The organism is Kitasatospora sp. NPDC057904 (assembly GCF_042887925.1).
In the GTDB taxonomy this organism is placed as follows: domain Bacteria; phylum Actinomycetota; class Actinomycetes; order Streptomycetales; family Streptomycetaceae; genus Kitasatospora.
This window is the reverse complement of the sequence record NZ_JBHVOL010000009.1, coordinates 125,734-140,921: the sequence shown is the minus strand read 5'-3', so window position 1 is coordinate 140,921 and position 15,188 is coordinate 125,734. Positions and strand designations below refer to the sequence as shown.

At 76.4% G+C, this 15,188-nt stretch carries 12 protein-coding genes; 6 read left to right on the top strand and 6 right to left on the bottom strand.

Features of this window, described 5'->3' with window-relative positions; genetic code table 11:
- Nucleotides 1–352: 352 nt before the first annotated feature.
- The 4 genes from ACFVSN_RS23450 to ACFVSN_RS23435 form a co-directional block, all read right to left on the bottom strand.
- On the bottom strand, nucleotides 353–2,011 hold the full coding sequence (locus ACFVSN_RS23450) for an ATP-binding cassette domain-containing protein (RefSeq protein ID WP_387956508.1): 1,659 nt from the start codon (nucleotides 2,009–2,011) through the stop codon (nucleotides 353–355).
- A gap of 108 nt (nucleotides 2,012–2,119) precedes the next feature.
- Nucleotides 2,120–2,263 carry a VenA family class IV lanthipeptide gene (locus ACFVSN_RS23445; RefSeq protein ID WP_363659199.1) on the bottom strand — a complete coding sequence of 48 codons (144 nt, stop codon included), beginning with the start codon at nucleotides 2,261–2,263 and terminating at the stop codon, nucleotides 2,120–2,122.
- A gap of 149 nt (nucleotides 2,264–2,412) precedes the next feature.
- Complete coding sequence (locus ACFVSN_RS23440) at nucleotides 2,413–4,401, bottom strand: alpha/beta hydrolase family protein (protein ID WP_387956507.1); 1,989 nt, start codon at nucleotides 4,399–4,401, stop codon at nucleotides 2,413–2,415.
- Nucleotides 4,398–7,817, bottom strand: a complete 3,420-nt coding sequence (locus tag ACFVSN_RS23435) for a lanthionine synthetase LanC family protein (protein ID WP_387956506.1) — start codon at nucleotides 7,815–7,817, stop codon at nucleotides 4,398–4,400. Before ACFVSN_RS23435 ends, ACFVSN_RS23440 begins: the two co-directional genes overlap by 4 nt.
- A gap of 504 nt (nucleotides 7,818–8,321) precedes the next feature.
- On the opposite strand from ACFVSN_RS23435, the gene ACFVSN_RS23430 reads away from it, so the two are divergent.
- Genes ACFVSN_RS23430 through ACFVSN_RS23420 form a run of 3 tightly spaced genes read left to right on the top strand, consistent with a single transcriptional unit; the run spans nucleotide 8,322 to nucleotide 11,081 of the window.
- Nucleotides 8,322–9,158 carry a Nif3-like dinuclear metal center hexameric protein gene (locus ACFVSN_RS23430; RefSeq protein ID WP_380443396.1) on the top strand — a complete coding sequence of 279 codons (837 nt, stop codon included), beginning with the start codon at nucleotides 8,322–8,324 and terminating at the stop codon, nucleotides 9,156–9,158.
- Between the two features lie 23 nt (nucleotides 9,159–9,181).
- A complete protein-coding gene (locus ACFVSN_RS23425; protein ID WP_380443398.1) occupies nucleotides 9,182–9,925 on the top strand; it encodes a zinc ribbon domain-containing protein in 744 nt (247 codons plus the stop codon).
- 4 nt (nucleotides 9,926–9,929) lie between these two features.
- Nucleotides 9,930–11,081, top strand: a complete 1,152-nt coding sequence (locus ACFVSN_RS23420) for a bifunctional RNase H/acid phosphatase (RefSeq protein WP_387956505.1) — start codon at nucleotides 9,930–9,932, stop codon at nucleotides 11,079–11,081.
- Between the two features lie 66 nt (nucleotides 11,082–11,147).
- Here ACFVSN_RS23420 and yaaA read toward each other — a convergent pair whose 3' ends face one another.
- On the bottom strand, nucleotides 11,148–11,933 hold the full coding sequence (gene yaaA, locus ACFVSN_RS23415) for a peroxide stress protein YaaA (protein WP_380498971.1): 786 nt from the start codon (nucleotides 11,931–11,933) through the stop codon (nucleotides 11,148–11,150).
- 42 nt (nucleotides 11,934–11,975) lie between these two features.
- On the bottom strand, nucleotides 11,976–12,425 hold the full coding sequence (locus ACFVSN_RS23410) for a DUF3995 domain-containing protein (protein WP_380504655.1): 450 nt from the start codon (nucleotides 12,423–12,425) through the stop codon (nucleotides 11,976–11,978).
- 388 nt (nucleotides 12,426–12,813) lie between these two features.
- On the opposite strand from ACFVSN_RS23410, the gene ACFVSN_RS23405 reads away from it, so the two are divergent.
- The 3 genes from ACFVSN_RS23405 to ACFVSN_RS23395 all read left to right on the top strand — a co-directional run bounded on the left by ACFVSN_RS23405 (nucleotide 12,814) and on the right by ACFVSN_RS23395 (nucleotide 15,152).
- Nucleotides 12,814–13,146: a hypothetical protein gene (locus ACFVSN_RS23405; protein ID WP_380443406.1), complete on the top strand. Its 333-nt coding sequence runs from the start codon at nucleotides 12,814–12,816 to the stop codon at nucleotides 13,144–13,146.
- On the top strand, nucleotides 13,143–13,532 hold the full coding sequence (locus tag ACFVSN_RS23400; RefSeq protein WP_387956504.1) for a type II toxin-antitoxin system death-on-curing family toxin: 390 nt from the start codon (nucleotides 13,143–13,145) through the stop codon (nucleotides 13,530–13,532). The genes ACFVSN_RS23405 and ACFVSN_RS23400 overlap by 4 nt, the downstream gene beginning before the upstream one ends.
- Nucleotides 13,533–13,667: 135 nt before the next feature.
- Nucleotides 13,668–15,152: an RNB domain-containing ribonuclease gene (locus ACFVSN_RS23395; protein WP_380443410.1), complete on the top strand. Its 1,485-nt coding sequence runs from the start codon at nucleotides 13,668–13,670 to the stop codon at nucleotides 15,150–15,152.
- The last annotated feature ends 36 nt before the right edge of the window (nucleotides 15,153–15,188 follow it).

The following is a 15,188-nucleotide window of genomic DNA, read 5'->3' as shown; positions in this document are numbered from 1 at the left end:
AGAAGTCGATCGGGCCGACTTTCTACTCGGGCGTCGCGGAGCTGGTGGCCCGCGGATGGCCCAGGGTGCTGCACAAGAAGTCGGTCGGGCTGACTTTCCACGCTGGCGGCGCCCGTTCCCGGGTCGTGCGTGAGAAGTCGGTCGGGCCGACTTTCCATGCCTGCGGCGGCCGATGCCGGGTCGTGCACAAGAAGTCGATCGGGCCGATTTTCGGTGTTCGAGGCGTTCGGCACTCGGTTGGCCTGACTTTCTGTGCCGGCATCGGTTGCTTGATGGGGTGCGGAGGGCGCAGAGGGCTGCGTGGGAAGTCGGCCCGGCCGACTTTCTGTGTGTGGTGTGCGGTGGCGGGCCATCAGGCGGCTGCTTGTAGGGCGGTGTCGGACAGGGCGGCGCGGTAGTCCGGGTGTGCGAGGAGGGCGGTGTGTGGGGCCAGGGCGCGGAGGCGGCCGTTTTCCAGCCAGGCCACCAGGTCCGCGCGGGCGGCGACGGTGGCGCGGTGGGCGATCACGATGCGGGTGCGGCCGAGGGTGGCGCGGTCGAGTGCCTCGGTGACCTGGTACTCGGTGGCGAGGTCGAGCCCCGACGTCGCGTCGTCCAGCACCACCACCCGCGCCGGCCGGGCCAGCAGTCGGGCCAGCCCGAGGCGTTGCAACTCGCCTCCCGAGAGCCGTAGTTCGTCGAGCGGGGTGTCCCATCCCCGGGGCAGCCGACGCAGGAAGCCGTCCGCGCGGGCGGCCTCGGCCTCCGCCTCGCCCGCGCCGGCGAGTGCGTCGCGCACCGTGCCGCCGACCAGGGCGGGCCGCTCGAAGGCGTAGCCGACGGCGTTCCGGAGTTCGTCGGGGGCCAGCTCGTCGACCGGGACGCCGTCGATGAGCACCGCGCCCTCGTCGGGGTCGCGCAGTCGTCCGGCGAGGGCGGCCAGCAGGGACTTGCCGGAGCCGGAGCGCCCGACCAGTGCGAGCGTGTGTCCGCCGGGGACGGTGAGGTCGATCGGTCCGAGCAGCACGCGGTCGCCGTCGCGCACCACCGCGCCGCGGAAGGCGAGTTCGCCGGTGCCGCCGACCGGAAGCGTCGCCGCTCCCACGGGTGCGGGCGGGAGCGCGAGCAGGGCATCGACCCGGGCCCGCCCGGCGCGGGCGTGGGCGACCCCGACCAGCGATTCGACCTGTTCGAAGAGGCCGGCCCCGAGCGCCGCCCACCCGGCCGCGGCGGCGAGGTCTCCCGGTGCCAGGGCGCCGGCGGCGAGCAGCACGCCCGCCGTCGTCAGGACCGCGATCTCGACCGCGGCGATCAGCAGCGTCGCCTGCCATGCCGTGCGGCGCTGCGCCGTCCACAGCGCGTGCCCGGCCGCGGAGAGGTCGGGCAGCGGCGCCAACACCCGTGCGGCCTCGCGTTCTTCGGCGCCGGCGGCGTGGATGCTGCGCAGCCCGGTGAGTGCGCCCGTGAGGCGCGCGGCGAGCTCCGCCTGCACCTCCTGGTAGCGGGCGAACGCCGAACCGGCGTCGCGCAGGAACAGCCGGATCAGCACCACGCCGGGCACCACCCCGGCGAAGAAGGCCAGCGCCAGCCACGGTGACAGCACCCCGAGGCCGACGATCGCGCCCACCGACGTGAAGAGCGCGCCGACCGCGCCGAGCCCGGCGGGCAGCCGCCCGCCCGCGTCGCCGGCCGAGCCCACCAGGCGCGCGGCCAGGTCGCCGGGCGGCGGCCCGCCGCGCAGCCGGCCGCCCGGCCCGAGGTCGAGCAGGTGCCGGACGAGGCGTCCGCGCAGGGCGGCGGTGGCGTCGGCCGCGCCCGCCGGTCCGGCGGCAGCGGCGGCGGCGTTGGCGGCGGCGGCCGTGCCCACGGTGAGGGCGAGCAGCGCGAACGCGCCGGTCGCGGACCGGCCCGCGCCGGCGAGGACGGCGTCGACGGCCCCGGCCAGAGCGGCGGGCAGGGCGAGCGTGGTGGCGGCCTCGACGGGCAGCGCGAGGCCGAGGGCGAGGGTCGGTCCGTCGGGTCGGCGGGGCAAGTGGGCGCTCCTGCAGGAGAGTCGGGGGAAAAGGACGGCGCCGTCCCGCCTGTCCGGACAGGCGGGACGGCGCCCGTGGGTCATCGGAGGACCCTGGCGCTGCCGTGATCAGTTGATGGTGAAGATCAGGCAGGTCAGGATGAGGCAGGTGTACTGGCAGCCGGCGCCGTGGCCGGTCAGCTCGACGGACTCGCTCTCCGGCAGCTCCTGGAGCGCCGCGAGGTCGGTCTCGAAGTCCACCATGTTCTCCATGATCTGTTCCTCCCCTTGAGTGCGCGCCCGCCGCGATCTGCCTGCGGGCGCCGGGTATCGCCCCCGGGCGGCTCCGTCCGCCGCGCCGGGGTGGTGCCCCGGGCCGTCGGGCCCGGGAGTCTGTGGGGTGTGTCGCCGTGCGGGGCCGGTCAGCCCGGCCGGCCGGTGCGCAGGAAGGCGGCGAGCAGCTCGTGCAGCACGGCCGCGCCCTCCTCGGCCAGCACCTCGTGCCCGGAGCCGGCCGCCTCGACGTACCGGAAGTCCGCGCCCTCGACCCGGCCGATCCGCAGCAACTCGTGTCGCAGCGAACGGGATTGGCTCACCGGGACGACCTCGTCCCGGTTGCCGTGCACCACGAGCAGCGGGGCGCTCAGCCGGTGCGCGAGCTGGAGCACGTCGCGCGGCCCGCGGGCGTCCGCGATCTGCTCGCCGCCGCCCAGCCGGGTGGTCAACGCCCGCACCGGGGGCGCCGCTTCGGCCAGCAGCCGGGCGCCGGACAGGAACGGCGCGACCACCGCGCACCGCGCCACGTGCTCGGCCGGGGCGTGCGCCGCCGCCAGCAGGGCGAGGAACGCGCCGTAGCTGACGCCGAACAGCGACGGCGGCTCCAGGCCGAGCGCCGCGCGCTGCCCCGCGAGGCCGTCGAGCAGGTACAGGACGTCGTCCAGGTCGGGCCCGCCCCACGCGCCGCGGATCGCCATCGCGTGCGGCACGCCGTACCCGGTGGAGCCGCGCTGGTTCGGCGCGACCACGGCCAGGCCGTCCGCGGCCATCCGCTGCAGGGCCGGGTCGAACTCCAGCCGCCAGGCGTCCGCCGGGCCGCCGTGCAGCGCCAGGACGAGGTGCGGGCTGCTCAGCCACGCGTCGCCGCCGTATACGACGGCCTCCAACGGCCCGGCCGGGCCCGCGAGTTCGATGCTCTGGGCAGGCTGCCAGCGACCGCCGTCGCCGGGTGCCGTGCTGCCGTCCAGCCGCCAACCGGGCGGCTGCGTACGGGGGATGCGTGCGCCGCCGGGCTGCCACGGCAGCACCGTGTCCCGCCAAGGGCCGGGCAACCCCGAGCCCAGCGGGGCCAGTTGGAGGGGCAGCGGCATCGGTCCGGACGCCGGGGACGCCGGGCCGTGCGCCAGCAGTGCGTCCACGTCCAGCGCCGCGAGCGCCGCCGGGTGGTCCGGTGCCGAGTACGGCATCCGCAGCCCCGCCTCCCCCCAGTGCCCGACCGCGCCGAGCCGGCCCGGCGGCACCGGGAGCGGGTCCAGCCGTCCCGCCGCGGGCCGCCACAGCGCCAGCGCCGAACCCGCGCCGTGGTCGATCTGCACCGCCACCCGCGGCCCGTCTGCCGCCTGCCGCAGCGCCACCGGCCGCAGGAACATCCCCGCCACGTGCAGCCGCTCCGGGAACCGCAGCGGCTCGCCGCCGCCCAGCACGCCCCAGCCCAGCCGGTCGGTGCCCGGCGCGTCGCTGCGCACCATCGCGAAGCGGCTGTCCGGGTCGAACAGGACCAGGCGGTCGTTGCTGCGCTCGCCGATCTCCAGCAGCGGGGTGACGGCGCCGCTGCGCACGTCCAGCACGACGGTGCGGACGATCCCCGCGCTCACCCGGTCCAGGGCGAGCAGCGCCCCGGTGTGGTCCAGCCAGACCCCGCCGCCGTGCAGACCCGGCACCTCGGCGACCTGTTCGGGCTCGCTGCCGTCCGTCCGGACCAGCCAGACGGTGGTCGCCGGGCGGGTGTCGGTGCCGAGCGCGAGCGCCACGGGGGCGGAGGGGGCGGTGCGGCCGGCCGGCAGCGGCAGGAGGCGCAGGCCGGGCATCCGGAGCGTCGCCAACTGCGTTTCCGTGCACGTGCCTTCGCGGGACGACAGGTGGACGAGGTCGTGCCGCTCGCCGTCGTGCCGGCAGATCAGGACCGACCCGTCCGGCAGCGAGACCAACTGCGAGCGCAGGCTCTCCGAACGGTTGCCGGACAGCGGCAGCGCGGTCGGGGCCGCCGGTCCGCCGTCCGCCGGGAGGAGCCAGCTCTCCGCGTACCAGCCGCCGTCGGCGGCCGAGGCGAGGCACGCGGCGTGGCTGCCGTCGGGCGCGAAGGTGAAGCTCAGGCGGCGCAGCGCGTTGGTGCGGGTCGGGGCGGCGACGTTCACGGTCGGCCCACCTCGTCCGTGGCGCGGGCCGGCCGGCGCGTGGCGGGCGGCACCGGGTCCACCCAGAGGCGGGGGCCGCCGTGCCGCAGGCGCAGCAGGAAGGCGAGCACGCCGGCGGTGCCGGTGCCGTAGCCGGGCGCGCACCCGGTGCCCGTCTCGTCGGGGAGCACCACGAGGCCGTCGCGGAGGGCGGAGCGGGCGACGATCAGGTGCGCCAACTCCTCGGCCCCGGAGTGGAATTCGCGCTCACCGGTGGCTTCGGCGAGGTCCAGCAGGTACTCGCCGTCGCCCGCCAGACCGTGGCAGGCGCTCACCCCACTGTGCCAGCGGCCGGCCAGCACGGCCCGCCCGGCGGCGAGCGCCAGCTCGTGGGCGGTGGCGTCCCCGGTGACCTGCCAGAGCCGGAGGAGGAACGTGCCGACGCCGGAGGAGCCGCTGCACCAGTGCGGGAGCCGGACGTGCGGGGCGTCGTCCGCGCTCTGCGGCCACCAGGCGGGACCGGTGCCGGTGCCGGCGCCGCCGCCGCCGTCGCGGCGGGCGGTGGCGGTGAGCGTGCGGCCCGCCTCGACGGCACCGGCCAGGAGCGCGGGATCGCCGGTGGCCTCGGCGGCGGCGAGCAGGAAGGCGCCGACCCCGGCGACACCGTGCGCGAACCCGAGGTGGGTGATCCCGGCGAGCGCCGAGTCGAAGTCCTTCGGCACCGGCCAGACCAGCCCGTACGGTTCCCGCCGGGCGGCCGCGAGGAGCGCACGGCCGCCGCGCGCGGCGCGGGCGAGGAAGGCGGACGCCCTGGTGCCGTCGGTGTCGGCGTCGGCGTCGGCGGCGAACCGCAGCTGGGTGAGGCCCGCCCCCGCGGCGCCGTGGCAGACATCGGGGTTGGGCCACTCGACGTCGACCCGCAGCGCCATCGCCGAGGCCCGCTCGGCGAGTTCGCGGTCGTCGAGCGCCCGGGCGGCGTCGAGGAGTGCCCACGCCGTGCCCGACCGCCCGAAGTGCAGCCCCGGCAGGACGACCGGCTCGGCCGCGCAGCGGCGCTCGATCCAGTCCGCCGCCACCCGGAGCGTTCCGTCGTCTTCGGGAAGCCCGCCCACGAGCGCGGCACGGGCGAGAACGGCGAGCACCCCGGCGGCCCCGTGCTGCACGTTGCACGGATCCGTCCGCTCCCCGGCCGCCACGACGGGCCACAGGCGGTCCCGCCGTGCGGGCGTGGCGGTGACGGCGAGGTGCCGCAGGCCGTCCGTCAGCACCCGGTCGAGGTCGACGGCGGGCGCAGCGTCGGACCAGTGGAGGTCGACGACGTCGGCGAGGCGGACCGCGCTGCGGGACTGCGCGGAGGCGTCTCCGGCCGGGCCCGTCCCGGCCTGCTGCGCACCCGGGTGGGCGGTTGCGGACCCAGGGTGGCCGTCGGCCTTGGGGCTCTCGGTCGTGGGCTGCGTGCTGTCCTGTCGTTCGGCGGCGGGCGCAGCGTCGTACCAGGGGAGGCCAACGACGTCGGCGAGGCGGAGTGCACTGGGGGACTGCGCGGAGGCCTCGGGGCTTCCTGCCGTGGGCTGCGTGCCGCCCTGTTGCTCGGCGGCGGGTGCGGCATCGCGGGGGAGGAGGTCGGAGGCGCCGACGGGGCGGAGCGCGCTAGGGGGCTGTGTGGCGCCGGATGCACCCGACGGCGTGCCCTCGCCGCCCCGGCCTTCGGCGGTCGGGGTCGCACCCGACGGCGTGCCCTCGCCGCCCCGGCCTTCGGCGGTCGGGCTGGCACCCGACGGCGTGCCCTCGCCGCCCCGGCCTTCGGCGGTCGGGCTGGCACCCGACGGCGTGCCCTCCCCGCTCCGGCCTTCGGCGCTCGGGCTCGCACCCGACGGCGCGCCCTCCCCGTCCCCGCCGAAGACCGCCGCGCGGACGGCCGCCACCCCCCAGCGTTCCGCCGGGGTGTCCGCCCGGAGCCCCAGGACGGCCGGGGCCAGGCGGCGGGCGGTGGTGCCGGTGCGGGCGGCGAGGGTGAGCCAGCGGGTCAGGCGTTCGGTGACGGGGCGGGCGTGGGGGAGGTCCTCGGGGAGGAGCGGGTCGTGGCCGGTGGCGAGGAGGAAGAGGAGGCCGCCGAGGGCGTACAGGTCGACGGCGGGGTCGGCGACGCACGTGCCGTCCGTGACGAGGCTGAGCCGGCCCGGGCCCTGTTCGGGGGCGCGGTAGCCGGGGGTGCCGGCCGCGCCGGCGTGCCGGCCGGTCTCGGCGGCGAGTTCGAGGTCGACGAGCCGCAGGCCGCCGTCGGGCCGCACCATGACGTTGCCGGGGGAGAGGTCGCGCAGGACGAGTCCCTCCGCGTGCACCCGCTCGACGAGGTCGAGCAGGGCCCGGGCCATCGGTCCGGCCTCGGCCCAGTCGACGTCGGGGCTGCCGTCGCGCCGCAGGCGGGTGGCGACCCAGCTGCCCAGCGGTTGCCCGGCGATTCGTTCCTGCACCAGGAAGACCGAGTCGTCCTGCTCGATGAGTTCTATCGCGGCCGGTGCCAGGCCCCGCCCGGCCAGCCGGGTCAGGAGGGCGGCCTCGTGCCGCAGCGCGTCGCGGGCGTCCGTTCCGGCGCGGTCGACCTCGATGTGGGCGCGGGCTTGCTTGACCACGACCTCGGCGCCGCTCGCCGCCTCCCGGCCGAGGAACACGCCGCCCTTGGTGCTGTGCCGCACGGCGGACGTGATCGCGTACCGCCCGGCGAGCAGCACGCCGCCGGCCCGCTTCCTGGGCGACGGTGTCGCGGGCCCCAAGGGCAGGGCGAACGGGTCCCGCACCCACCCCGGCGCCCGGTACGAGGCCCCGCGGACGTCCACCGCCCGCTCCCCGTCCGGCCCGCGCAGCACCGACCGGTACTCCCCGTCGTTGCCGAGCTCGGCGCGTGCCGCGAACGCGCCGTAGCGGTAGTGCACCCGGCTGCCGGGCCGGTACGGCCGGTCGGAGAGCACGACGGGTCCGGGCAGCCCGTCCGTCGCGCGGTCGAGCGCGGCGGCGAGGCGCCGGAACTGGCCGTCGTCCGCCGGGTAGACGGTGATGAACTTGCCCGCCGAACCGCGGTCGCCGTTGCGTGAGTTGAGCTCCCGCAGCCGCTGCTCCCCGGCCGCGAACTTGAAGGTGCACGGGTCTTCGGCGACCACCCGCACGACGGCCGCGAGCACCGCCTCTCCCACCGCCGAGGCCGCGCTGACGTGCAGCTTCCAGCCCTGCCCGGGTAAGGGTGACGACCCGGACGGCCTGGCCGTGCACCAGAAGCCCCCGGCGGTGACCTCCCAGTCCCCGCCGCCCTCCCGGTCTCCGGTGCCGGCCAGCGCCGCCCGCGTCGCCTCCGGCCACGGACCGGCCGCGTCCGGCCCGCCGGTCACCGGGCCCGGGCCCCCGGCCGTACGCAGCGATGTGCCCGCCCCCATCATCCGCATCCACATCCCTTCGTATCGGCCGCCGCCCACGGGTGCGCGCTGCTCGTGGCAGCCCCTCGCTACGGCCCCTCGTTGCAATTCCTCATGAGGGGCGATGAGCCCAACCCCTGGTGCGGCGGGCTCCGGCCCGCGCCGACGGAGTGCGATCCCGACCTCGGGCCGGGGCAACTGCCGTTCGCAGAACTGAAGTTACTTTCGAGGCGGGAGAGGCTCAACGCACAGCCGGTCACTTCACTCATAAGGGTGATCCAGCGCGGGTTTCGAATTCGTGCGAAGGGCACGGTGTGAGCAACGCGCGCCCGGCGCACCGGCGTGCGCGGCCCGCGCCCCCGGCGCCCGGGGGGTGCGAGCGGCGGATCGTGGCGGGTTGACGAGCATCCGTGTGCGGGTGGCACCCATGTACGCCGGCCGAACCCGCAGCCCGGGCCCGGGAGACCCCCCGACCGCCCCCGAGACCGAGCGGCCGGGGCCCGACCGCCCCCGCGCGCACGGTAGTCTCGACAGGTGCCGAAACTGTCCGACGTCATCACCGCACTCGAAGAGGTCTACCCGCCGCAGTGGGCGGAGTCCTGGGACGCCGTCGGCCTGGTCTGCGGCGACCCCGAGGCCGAGGTCGGCCGCGTCCTGTTCGCCGTCGACCCCGTGCAGGCCGTCGTCGACGAGGCCGTGGAGTGGGGCGCCGACCTCGTCGTCACCCACCACCCCCTCTACCTGCGCGGCACCACCAGCGTCGCCGCCACCACCTTCAAGGGCCGGGTGGTGCACACGCTGATCCGCAACGGCATCGCCCTGCACGTCGCGCACACCAACGCCGACCACGCCGACCCCGGGGTCTCGGACGCCCTCGCCGAGGCCGTCGGCCTGACCGTCACCGGTCCGCTGGTGCCGGACCCGACCGACCCGCTCGGCCGCCGCGGCGGCGGGCGGATCGGCCTGCTGGAGCCCCCGCTGACCCTCGCCGCCTTCGCCGAGCAGGTCGCCAAGGGCCTGCCCGCCACCGCCGCCGGCGTCCGCGTCTCCGGCGACCCGGACCGGCTGATCAGCCGGGTCGCGGTGTGCGGCGGCTCCGGGGACGGCTTCTTCGCCGAGGTCCGGGCGGCCGGCGTGGACGCCTACGTCACCGCAGACCTGCGCCACCACCCGGCGTCCGAAGCCGCCGAGGCGGCCCCGGTCGCGCTGGTCGACGCCGCGCACTGGGCCACCGAGTGGCCCTGGCTCACCCTGGCCGAGCGGGCCCTGCGGGCCGCCGCCGACCAGCGCGGCTGGGCCGTGGAGACCAAGGTCTCCCACCGGGTCACCGACCCGTGGACCGCGCACGCCCCCATGTCCTTCCCCGCCTGACCCGATTCACAGGAGCTCTCCGCTTGAACGCCGCGCCCGCCGACCAGATCCGCCTGCTCGACCTCCAGGCCTTCGACTCCAAGCTCGACCAGCTGGCCCACCGGCGTCGCAGCCTGCCCGAGCACGCCGAGATCGAGAAGGCCACCGCCGACCACACCGCGCTCAAGGACCTGGTCGTCGCCGCCCAGGCCCAGCAGGGCGACACCGCCCGCGAGCTGACCAAGGCCGAGCAGGACGTCGAGCAGGTCCGCGCCCGCTCCGCCCGCAACCAGCAGCGCCTCGACTCCGGCGCGATCACCTCGCCGAAGGACCTGGAGAACCTCCAGCACGAGATCGGCTCGCTCGCCAAGCGCCAGGGCGACCTGGAGGAGGTCGTGCTCGACGTCATGGAGCGCCTGGAGAGCGCCCAGACCCGCGTCACCGAGCTGACCGCCCGCCTGGAGCACTCCACCGTCGTCCTCACCGAGGCCGAGGGCCGCCGGGATGCCGCCTTCGCCGAGATCGACACCGAGGCCGACAAGGTCAAGCGCGACCGCGAGACCGTCGCCGCCGTCGTCCCGGCCGACCTCATGAAGCTCTACGCCAAGCTGCGCGAGACGCAGGGCGGCGTCGGCGCGGCCCGCCTCTACCAGCGCCGCTGCGAGGGCTGCCGCACCGAGTTCTCCATCACCGAGTTCAACGCCATCAAGGCCGAGCCGGCCGACAAGGTGGTCCGCTGCGAGAACTGCTCGCGGATCCTGGTCCGCACCGCCGACTCGGGCGTCTGATCCGGTGGTGGCGCGCTTCATCGTCGAGGCGGACGGCGGGTCCCGGGGCAACCCGGGGCCGGCCGGCTACGGCGCGGTCGTCCGCGACGGCGACACCGGGCAGATCGTCGCCGAGGCCGCCGAGTTCATCGGGCACGCCACCAACAACGTGGCCGAGTACAAGGGCCTGATCGCCGGGCTCCGGGCGGCGCGCGAGCTCGACCCGGACGCCACGGTGGACGTCCGGATGGACTCCAAGCTCGTCGTCGAGCAGATGTCCGGGCGCTGGAAGATCAAGCACCCCGACATGCAGCCGCTCGCCGCCGAGGCGAAAACCGTCCTCCCGCGGGGCCGCGTCACCTACACCTGGATCCCGCGCGAGCGGAACAAGGGCGCCGACCGGCTCGCCAACGAGGCCATGGACGCCGGCAAGGCGGGCCGCCAGTGGGAGCCCAGGAAGCCCGCTGCGGCAGCGCCGGCCGCGGCGGCCGTCGCCGAACCGCCGCTGGAGACCGCGGCCCCCAAGGCCGGCTGGGCCGCCCCGGCCGACCTCGGCACCCCCACCACCTTCGTGCTGCTGCGCCACGGCGAGACCGCGCTCACCCCGGAGAAGCGCTTCTCCGGCAGCGGCGGCAGCGACCCGGAGCTCTCCGAGAAGGGCCGCTGGCAGGCCGAGCGGGCCGCCGAGGCGCTCGCCGCGCGCGGCAGCATCCAGGCGGTCGTCGCCTCCCCGATGCAGCGCACCCGGCAGACCGCCGAGACCGTCGCGGCCAGGCTCGGCCTGGAGGTGCGGTACGAGGAGGGCCTGCGCGAGGTCGACTTCGGCGCGTGGGAGGGCCTGACCTTCGCCGAGGTGAGCGAGCGCTACCCGGACGACCTCACGGCGTGGCTCGGCTCGGCCAAGGCCAAGCCGACCGGCAGCAGCGAGAGCTTCACCACGCTCACCCACCGGGCCGGTGTCGCCCGCGACAAGATCATCGCCCGCCACCCCGGCCGGACGGTCCTCGTCGTGTCGCACGTCAGCCCGATCAAGACGCTGGTCCGACTGGCCCTCGGCGCCCCGCCGGACTCGCTGTACCGGATGGAGCTGTCGGCGGCCTCGCTGTGCGCCGTCCAGTACTACGCGGACGGCAACGCGTCGGTGCGGCTGCTCAACGACACGTCGCACCTGCGCTGACCCGACCGTGAGGCGGGGCACGGGCCCCGCCTCACACCGTCAGTGCGCGGGCCCCGCCTCACACCGTCAGTGCACCTCGGTGACGACGACGTCCAGCTGCCACGGCTTGCGGGCCGTGCCCTCCGCGGCGAGCTCCACCCGGTGGCCCAGCTCCAGCAGGGCGTCCATCAGCTCGGCGGGGGTCTTCGGCTCGGCGCCGGCCACCAGGAGGTCCCGGACGAGCCGGCCCTTCGTCGCCTTGTTGAAGTGGCTGACGACCGTGCGCTTGCCGTTCCGCTCCTGGAGCACCCGGACGGTCGCCGTGCGCGAGGCCACCTCGCCGGCCGGCTTCCACGCGGCCGCGTACGCGGAACTGCGCAGGTCCAGCACCAGCCCGTCCGCGACCTCCGGGAGCACGGGGGCCATCGCACTCCGCCAGTACGCCCCGAGTGCCCCCAGGCCGGGGAGTTTCACGCCCATCGAGCAGCGGTACGGCGGGATCCGGTCGGCGATCCGCACGGCGCCCCACAGCCCGGAGAACACCAGCAGCGAGCGCTCGGCCCGGCCGTACGCGGCCTCGTCCAGGGTGGCCAGGCCCAGGTTGTCGAACAGCACCCCTGTGTAAACCTCGCCCGCCGGCCGCACCCCGGCCGACGGCAGCCCGGCGTTCCGCGCGATCTCCCCGCGCAGCCCCGGACTGAGCCCGAGCACCTCGGCGGCGGTGTCCTCGTCCCCCCGGCACAGCGCGACCAGCGCCTCCAGCACCTCGGCCCGCGCCGTCGTCAGCCCCGCCAACGACAACCGGTCGAGCACCACCGGCCCCCCGTCCCCGGACGCGGCCTTCCCCTCCGAGGGCGGCAACAGCACCAGCACAGCGGACTCCTCAACACTTTGTGGCAACCGAACCCCGCCACCCTACTGCGACGGCTCCCCGGCACCCGCCCGCGCGACCACGGCCGCCCCGGCACCGAGGGCCAGGCAGAGCGGCGAGTAGTACCGGGTGTTCAGTCGCGTGAACCGCTCCGAACGCTCGACGACGTTCCCGAACAGCGCCAGCCCGCCGATCCCGCGCGCCAGCATCACCCCGGACACCGCCCGCACTCCGGCCCGCCGCAGCCGCCGCGGTCCCACCGGCGGCAGCGCGCCGGCCTCGGCCGCCACCAGGTACGCGGCCGTCCCGAGCAGCCCCGCCACCGCGAGGCAGGCGGCCGCCGGCGGCAGCTCGTCGCCCGCGCCGACCAGGGTGTCCGCGAACTCCTCCGGCGTCCGCAACGGCCACGGCGTCACCGACCACACCGCGTGCAGCGCCCCGACGCCCGCCAACGCGGCCGACACCGCCACCCCGGTCGCCTTCACCGTACTCATCACCGGACCCCCTCCACGTTCGACCACCTGCCCCAACTCTACGGACCCTTACGTCCGTTGACCGCCGGCCGTCCGACCGGGCCGTGGCCCGCCGTTCGGCTGCTGCTGTCGCCCGTGGTGCCGGGGGTATTTCGGTGGGGGCGGGTGTCGGTCGGCTGTCCGCCTGCTCGCTGTTCCGTGGCCCGCCGTTCGGCTGCTGTCGCCGGTGGCGCCCGGGGTATTTCGGTGGGGGTGGCGGGTGTCGGTCGGCTGTCCGTCCGCTCCCCGGGCCGTGGCCCGCCGTTCGGCTGCTGCGCCCTGCCCGTGCCCAGGGGGAACAGCGGGGGGAATTCGGTGGGGGCAGGGGTCCACCGGCCGTTACGGTGGGTGGCGAAGGAGAGTGAGTGAGATGTCCCTGCGACCCCTGGACCTGGTGCCCGGCGAGGATGACGACGCCGTGGAGGAGTCCCTGTCCGTGCGGCTGCCCGCCGACCTGCCGGTGGAGACGCGGCAGGCGCTGGAGTTCGCGCTGCGCGCCGCCGCGCAGGCCGTGATGGCCGGGCGGGTGCGGGTCACCGAGGGGGAGGGCGGGGGCGACACCGCCGAGCTGGCGTTCGAGGTGCGGCAGTCCGACGTGCCGGAGGGCCTGACGCGGCCCGGCCGGGCCGAGCGCCGGGCGGCCATGGTGGCCCGCATCCGCGCGGCCAACGCCGAGACGCTGGAGAGGCTGAAGGACCTGTGACCCGGCCCACCGGGCCCACGGAGTTCCTGGACCTCGACGACGTCACCTACCTCGCCGGCGGCCCGGAGAACATCCGCGACCTCGGCGCCCTGCTGTCCGCCCTCGGCCGCCCGCAAGCGAGCCTGTTCGGCGCCGACGCCTACCCGGACCTCTGGACCAAGGCCGCCGCGCTCGGCCAGAGCCTCGCCCGCAACCACCCGCTGGTCGACCGGAACAAGCGCACCGCCTTCGAGGCGATGCTGCTGTTCCTGGACTACAACGGCGAGTCCTACACCGACCCGCACCCGGACGACGCCGTCGCCTTCGTGCTGTGCCTGGCCACCGGCGGCTACGACGACTCCGTCTCCCTCGCCGCCGCCGACCTCAGGAAGCTCCTGGGCCGCTGAGGCCGCTCAGGCCGCCGAGGCCACCGATACCCCGGAGGTCACCGATACCCCGGAGGCCACCGAAACCCCGGAGGGGGCCACCGGGGCCGCCGAGCCTCCGTCCGGAATCACCCGATTCGCCCTACGCTGACGTGCATGCCACGCCGAAAACTGCGCGTCAAGGCCGCCGACTCCGCCCGGATCAACGCGGAACTGGCCGAGCTCAGGACCCGACTGGAGATCCACGCCGAGTGGCCGGAGGCGGTGCTGGCCGAGGCGGAGGAGGCGGCCGAGCGGCCCCGGATGCCCGAGTACGACGCCACCGACCTGCCGCTCTTCACGGTCGACCCGCCCGGCTCCCGGGACCTCGACCAGGCCATGCACCTCACCCGCCGCCCGGGCGGCGGCTACCGGGTGTACTACGCGATCGCCGACGTCGCCGCCTTCGTCCGCCCGGGCGGGGCGATCGACGCCGAGGCCCGCCGCCGGGTCGAAACCCTGTACTTCCCGGACCACCGCATCCCGCTGCACCCCACCCGGATCTCCGAGGACGCCGCCAGCCTCCTGCCCGGCGAGCCCCGCCCGGCGCTGCTGTGGCAACTGGACCTGGACGCGGACGGCGGGGTCGTGCTCGCGGACGCGCGCCGCGCCGTGGTCCGTTCGCACCGCCGCCTGGACTACGCGGCCGTCCAGCGCGCCGTCGACCTGGGCGGGGCCGACGAGCAACTGGCCCTGCTCGCGACGGTCGGCGGGCTGCGCGAGGAGCAGGAGCGGGCGCGCGGCGGGATCAGCCTGCCGGTGCCCGAGCAGGAGGTGGAGGAGACCCTGCACGGGTACGTCCTCGGCTATCGCGCGCCCGGCCCGGCCGACGGCTGGAACGCCCAGATCTCGCTGCTCACCGGCATGGCCGCCGCGGAGATGATGCTGGACGCGGGCGTCGGCCTGCTGCGCACCCTGCCGGCCGCGCCCGCCTCCGCGTACGCGCGGCTGCGCCGGATCGCCGCCGCCCTGGACGTGGCCTGGCCGGAGGGCCTCCCGTACCAGGAGCTGATCCGCTCGCTGGATCCGGACGTGCCGCTCAACGCCGCGTTCCTCAACGAGTGCACCGGGCTGCTGCGCGGCGCCGGCTACCACGCGTTCGACGAGTCCCGCGGCCTGCCCGCCCCCGCCGATCCGGGCCACGCGGCGCTGGCGGCGCCGTACGCGCACTGCACGGCGCCGCTGCGCCGGCTCGGCGACCGGTTCGCCCAGGAGGTGTGCGCGGCGGTGGCCGCGGGGGAGGACGTGCCGGACTGGACGCGTGAGGCGCTGCCCGGCGTGCCGGCGCTGATGGCGAGCGGGGACCGCCGTTCGGCCGAGGTCGAGCGGGCGTGCGTGGACCTGGTGGAGGCGGAGCTGCTGGCGGGCCGGGAGGGCGAGGACTTCACGGCGGTGGTGATCGACGTGGACGAGAAGCGGCCGGCTTCGGGCACCGTCCAACTGCGCGAGCCGGCCGTCCGGGCCCGCTGCGACCGGCCGGCCGGCCCCGAAGCGGCCGCCCCCGGTGCGGTCCCGGCCCCGCTGCCGCTCGGCGGGCTGATCCGGGTGCGGCTGGCGGCGGCCGATCCGGCCACCCGGACGGTCCGCTTCGCGGCCCTCTGAGCCGCCCGGGGGCGGGCGGGGGTGGGAGGATCGTGC

What these genes read in the sequence shown, in the direction of transcription:
- ACFVSN_RS23395 (WP_380443410.1), top strand. Translation starts at nt 13,668, where the DNA reads ATGCCACGCCGAAAACTGCGCGTCAAGGCCGCCGACTCCGCCCGGATC.
- ACFVSN_RS23445 (WP_363659199.1), bottom strand. Translation starts at nt 2,263, where the DNA reads ATGGAGAACATGGTGGACTTCGAGACCGACCTCGCGGCGCTCCAGGAG.
- ACFVSN_RS23405 (WP_380443406.1), top strand. Translation starts at nt 12,814, where the DNA reads ATGTCCCTGCGACCCCTGGACCTGGTGCCCGGCGAGGATGACGACGCC.
- ACFVSN_RS23410 (WP_380504655.1), bottom strand. Translation starts at nt 12,425, where the DNA reads ATGAGTACGGTGAAGGCGACCGGGGTGGCGGTGTCGGCCGCGTTGGCG.
- ACFVSN_RS23435 (WP_387956506.1), bottom strand. Translation starts at nt 7,817, where the DNA reads ATGCGGATGATGGGGGCGGGCACATCGCTGCGTACGGCCGGGGGCCCG.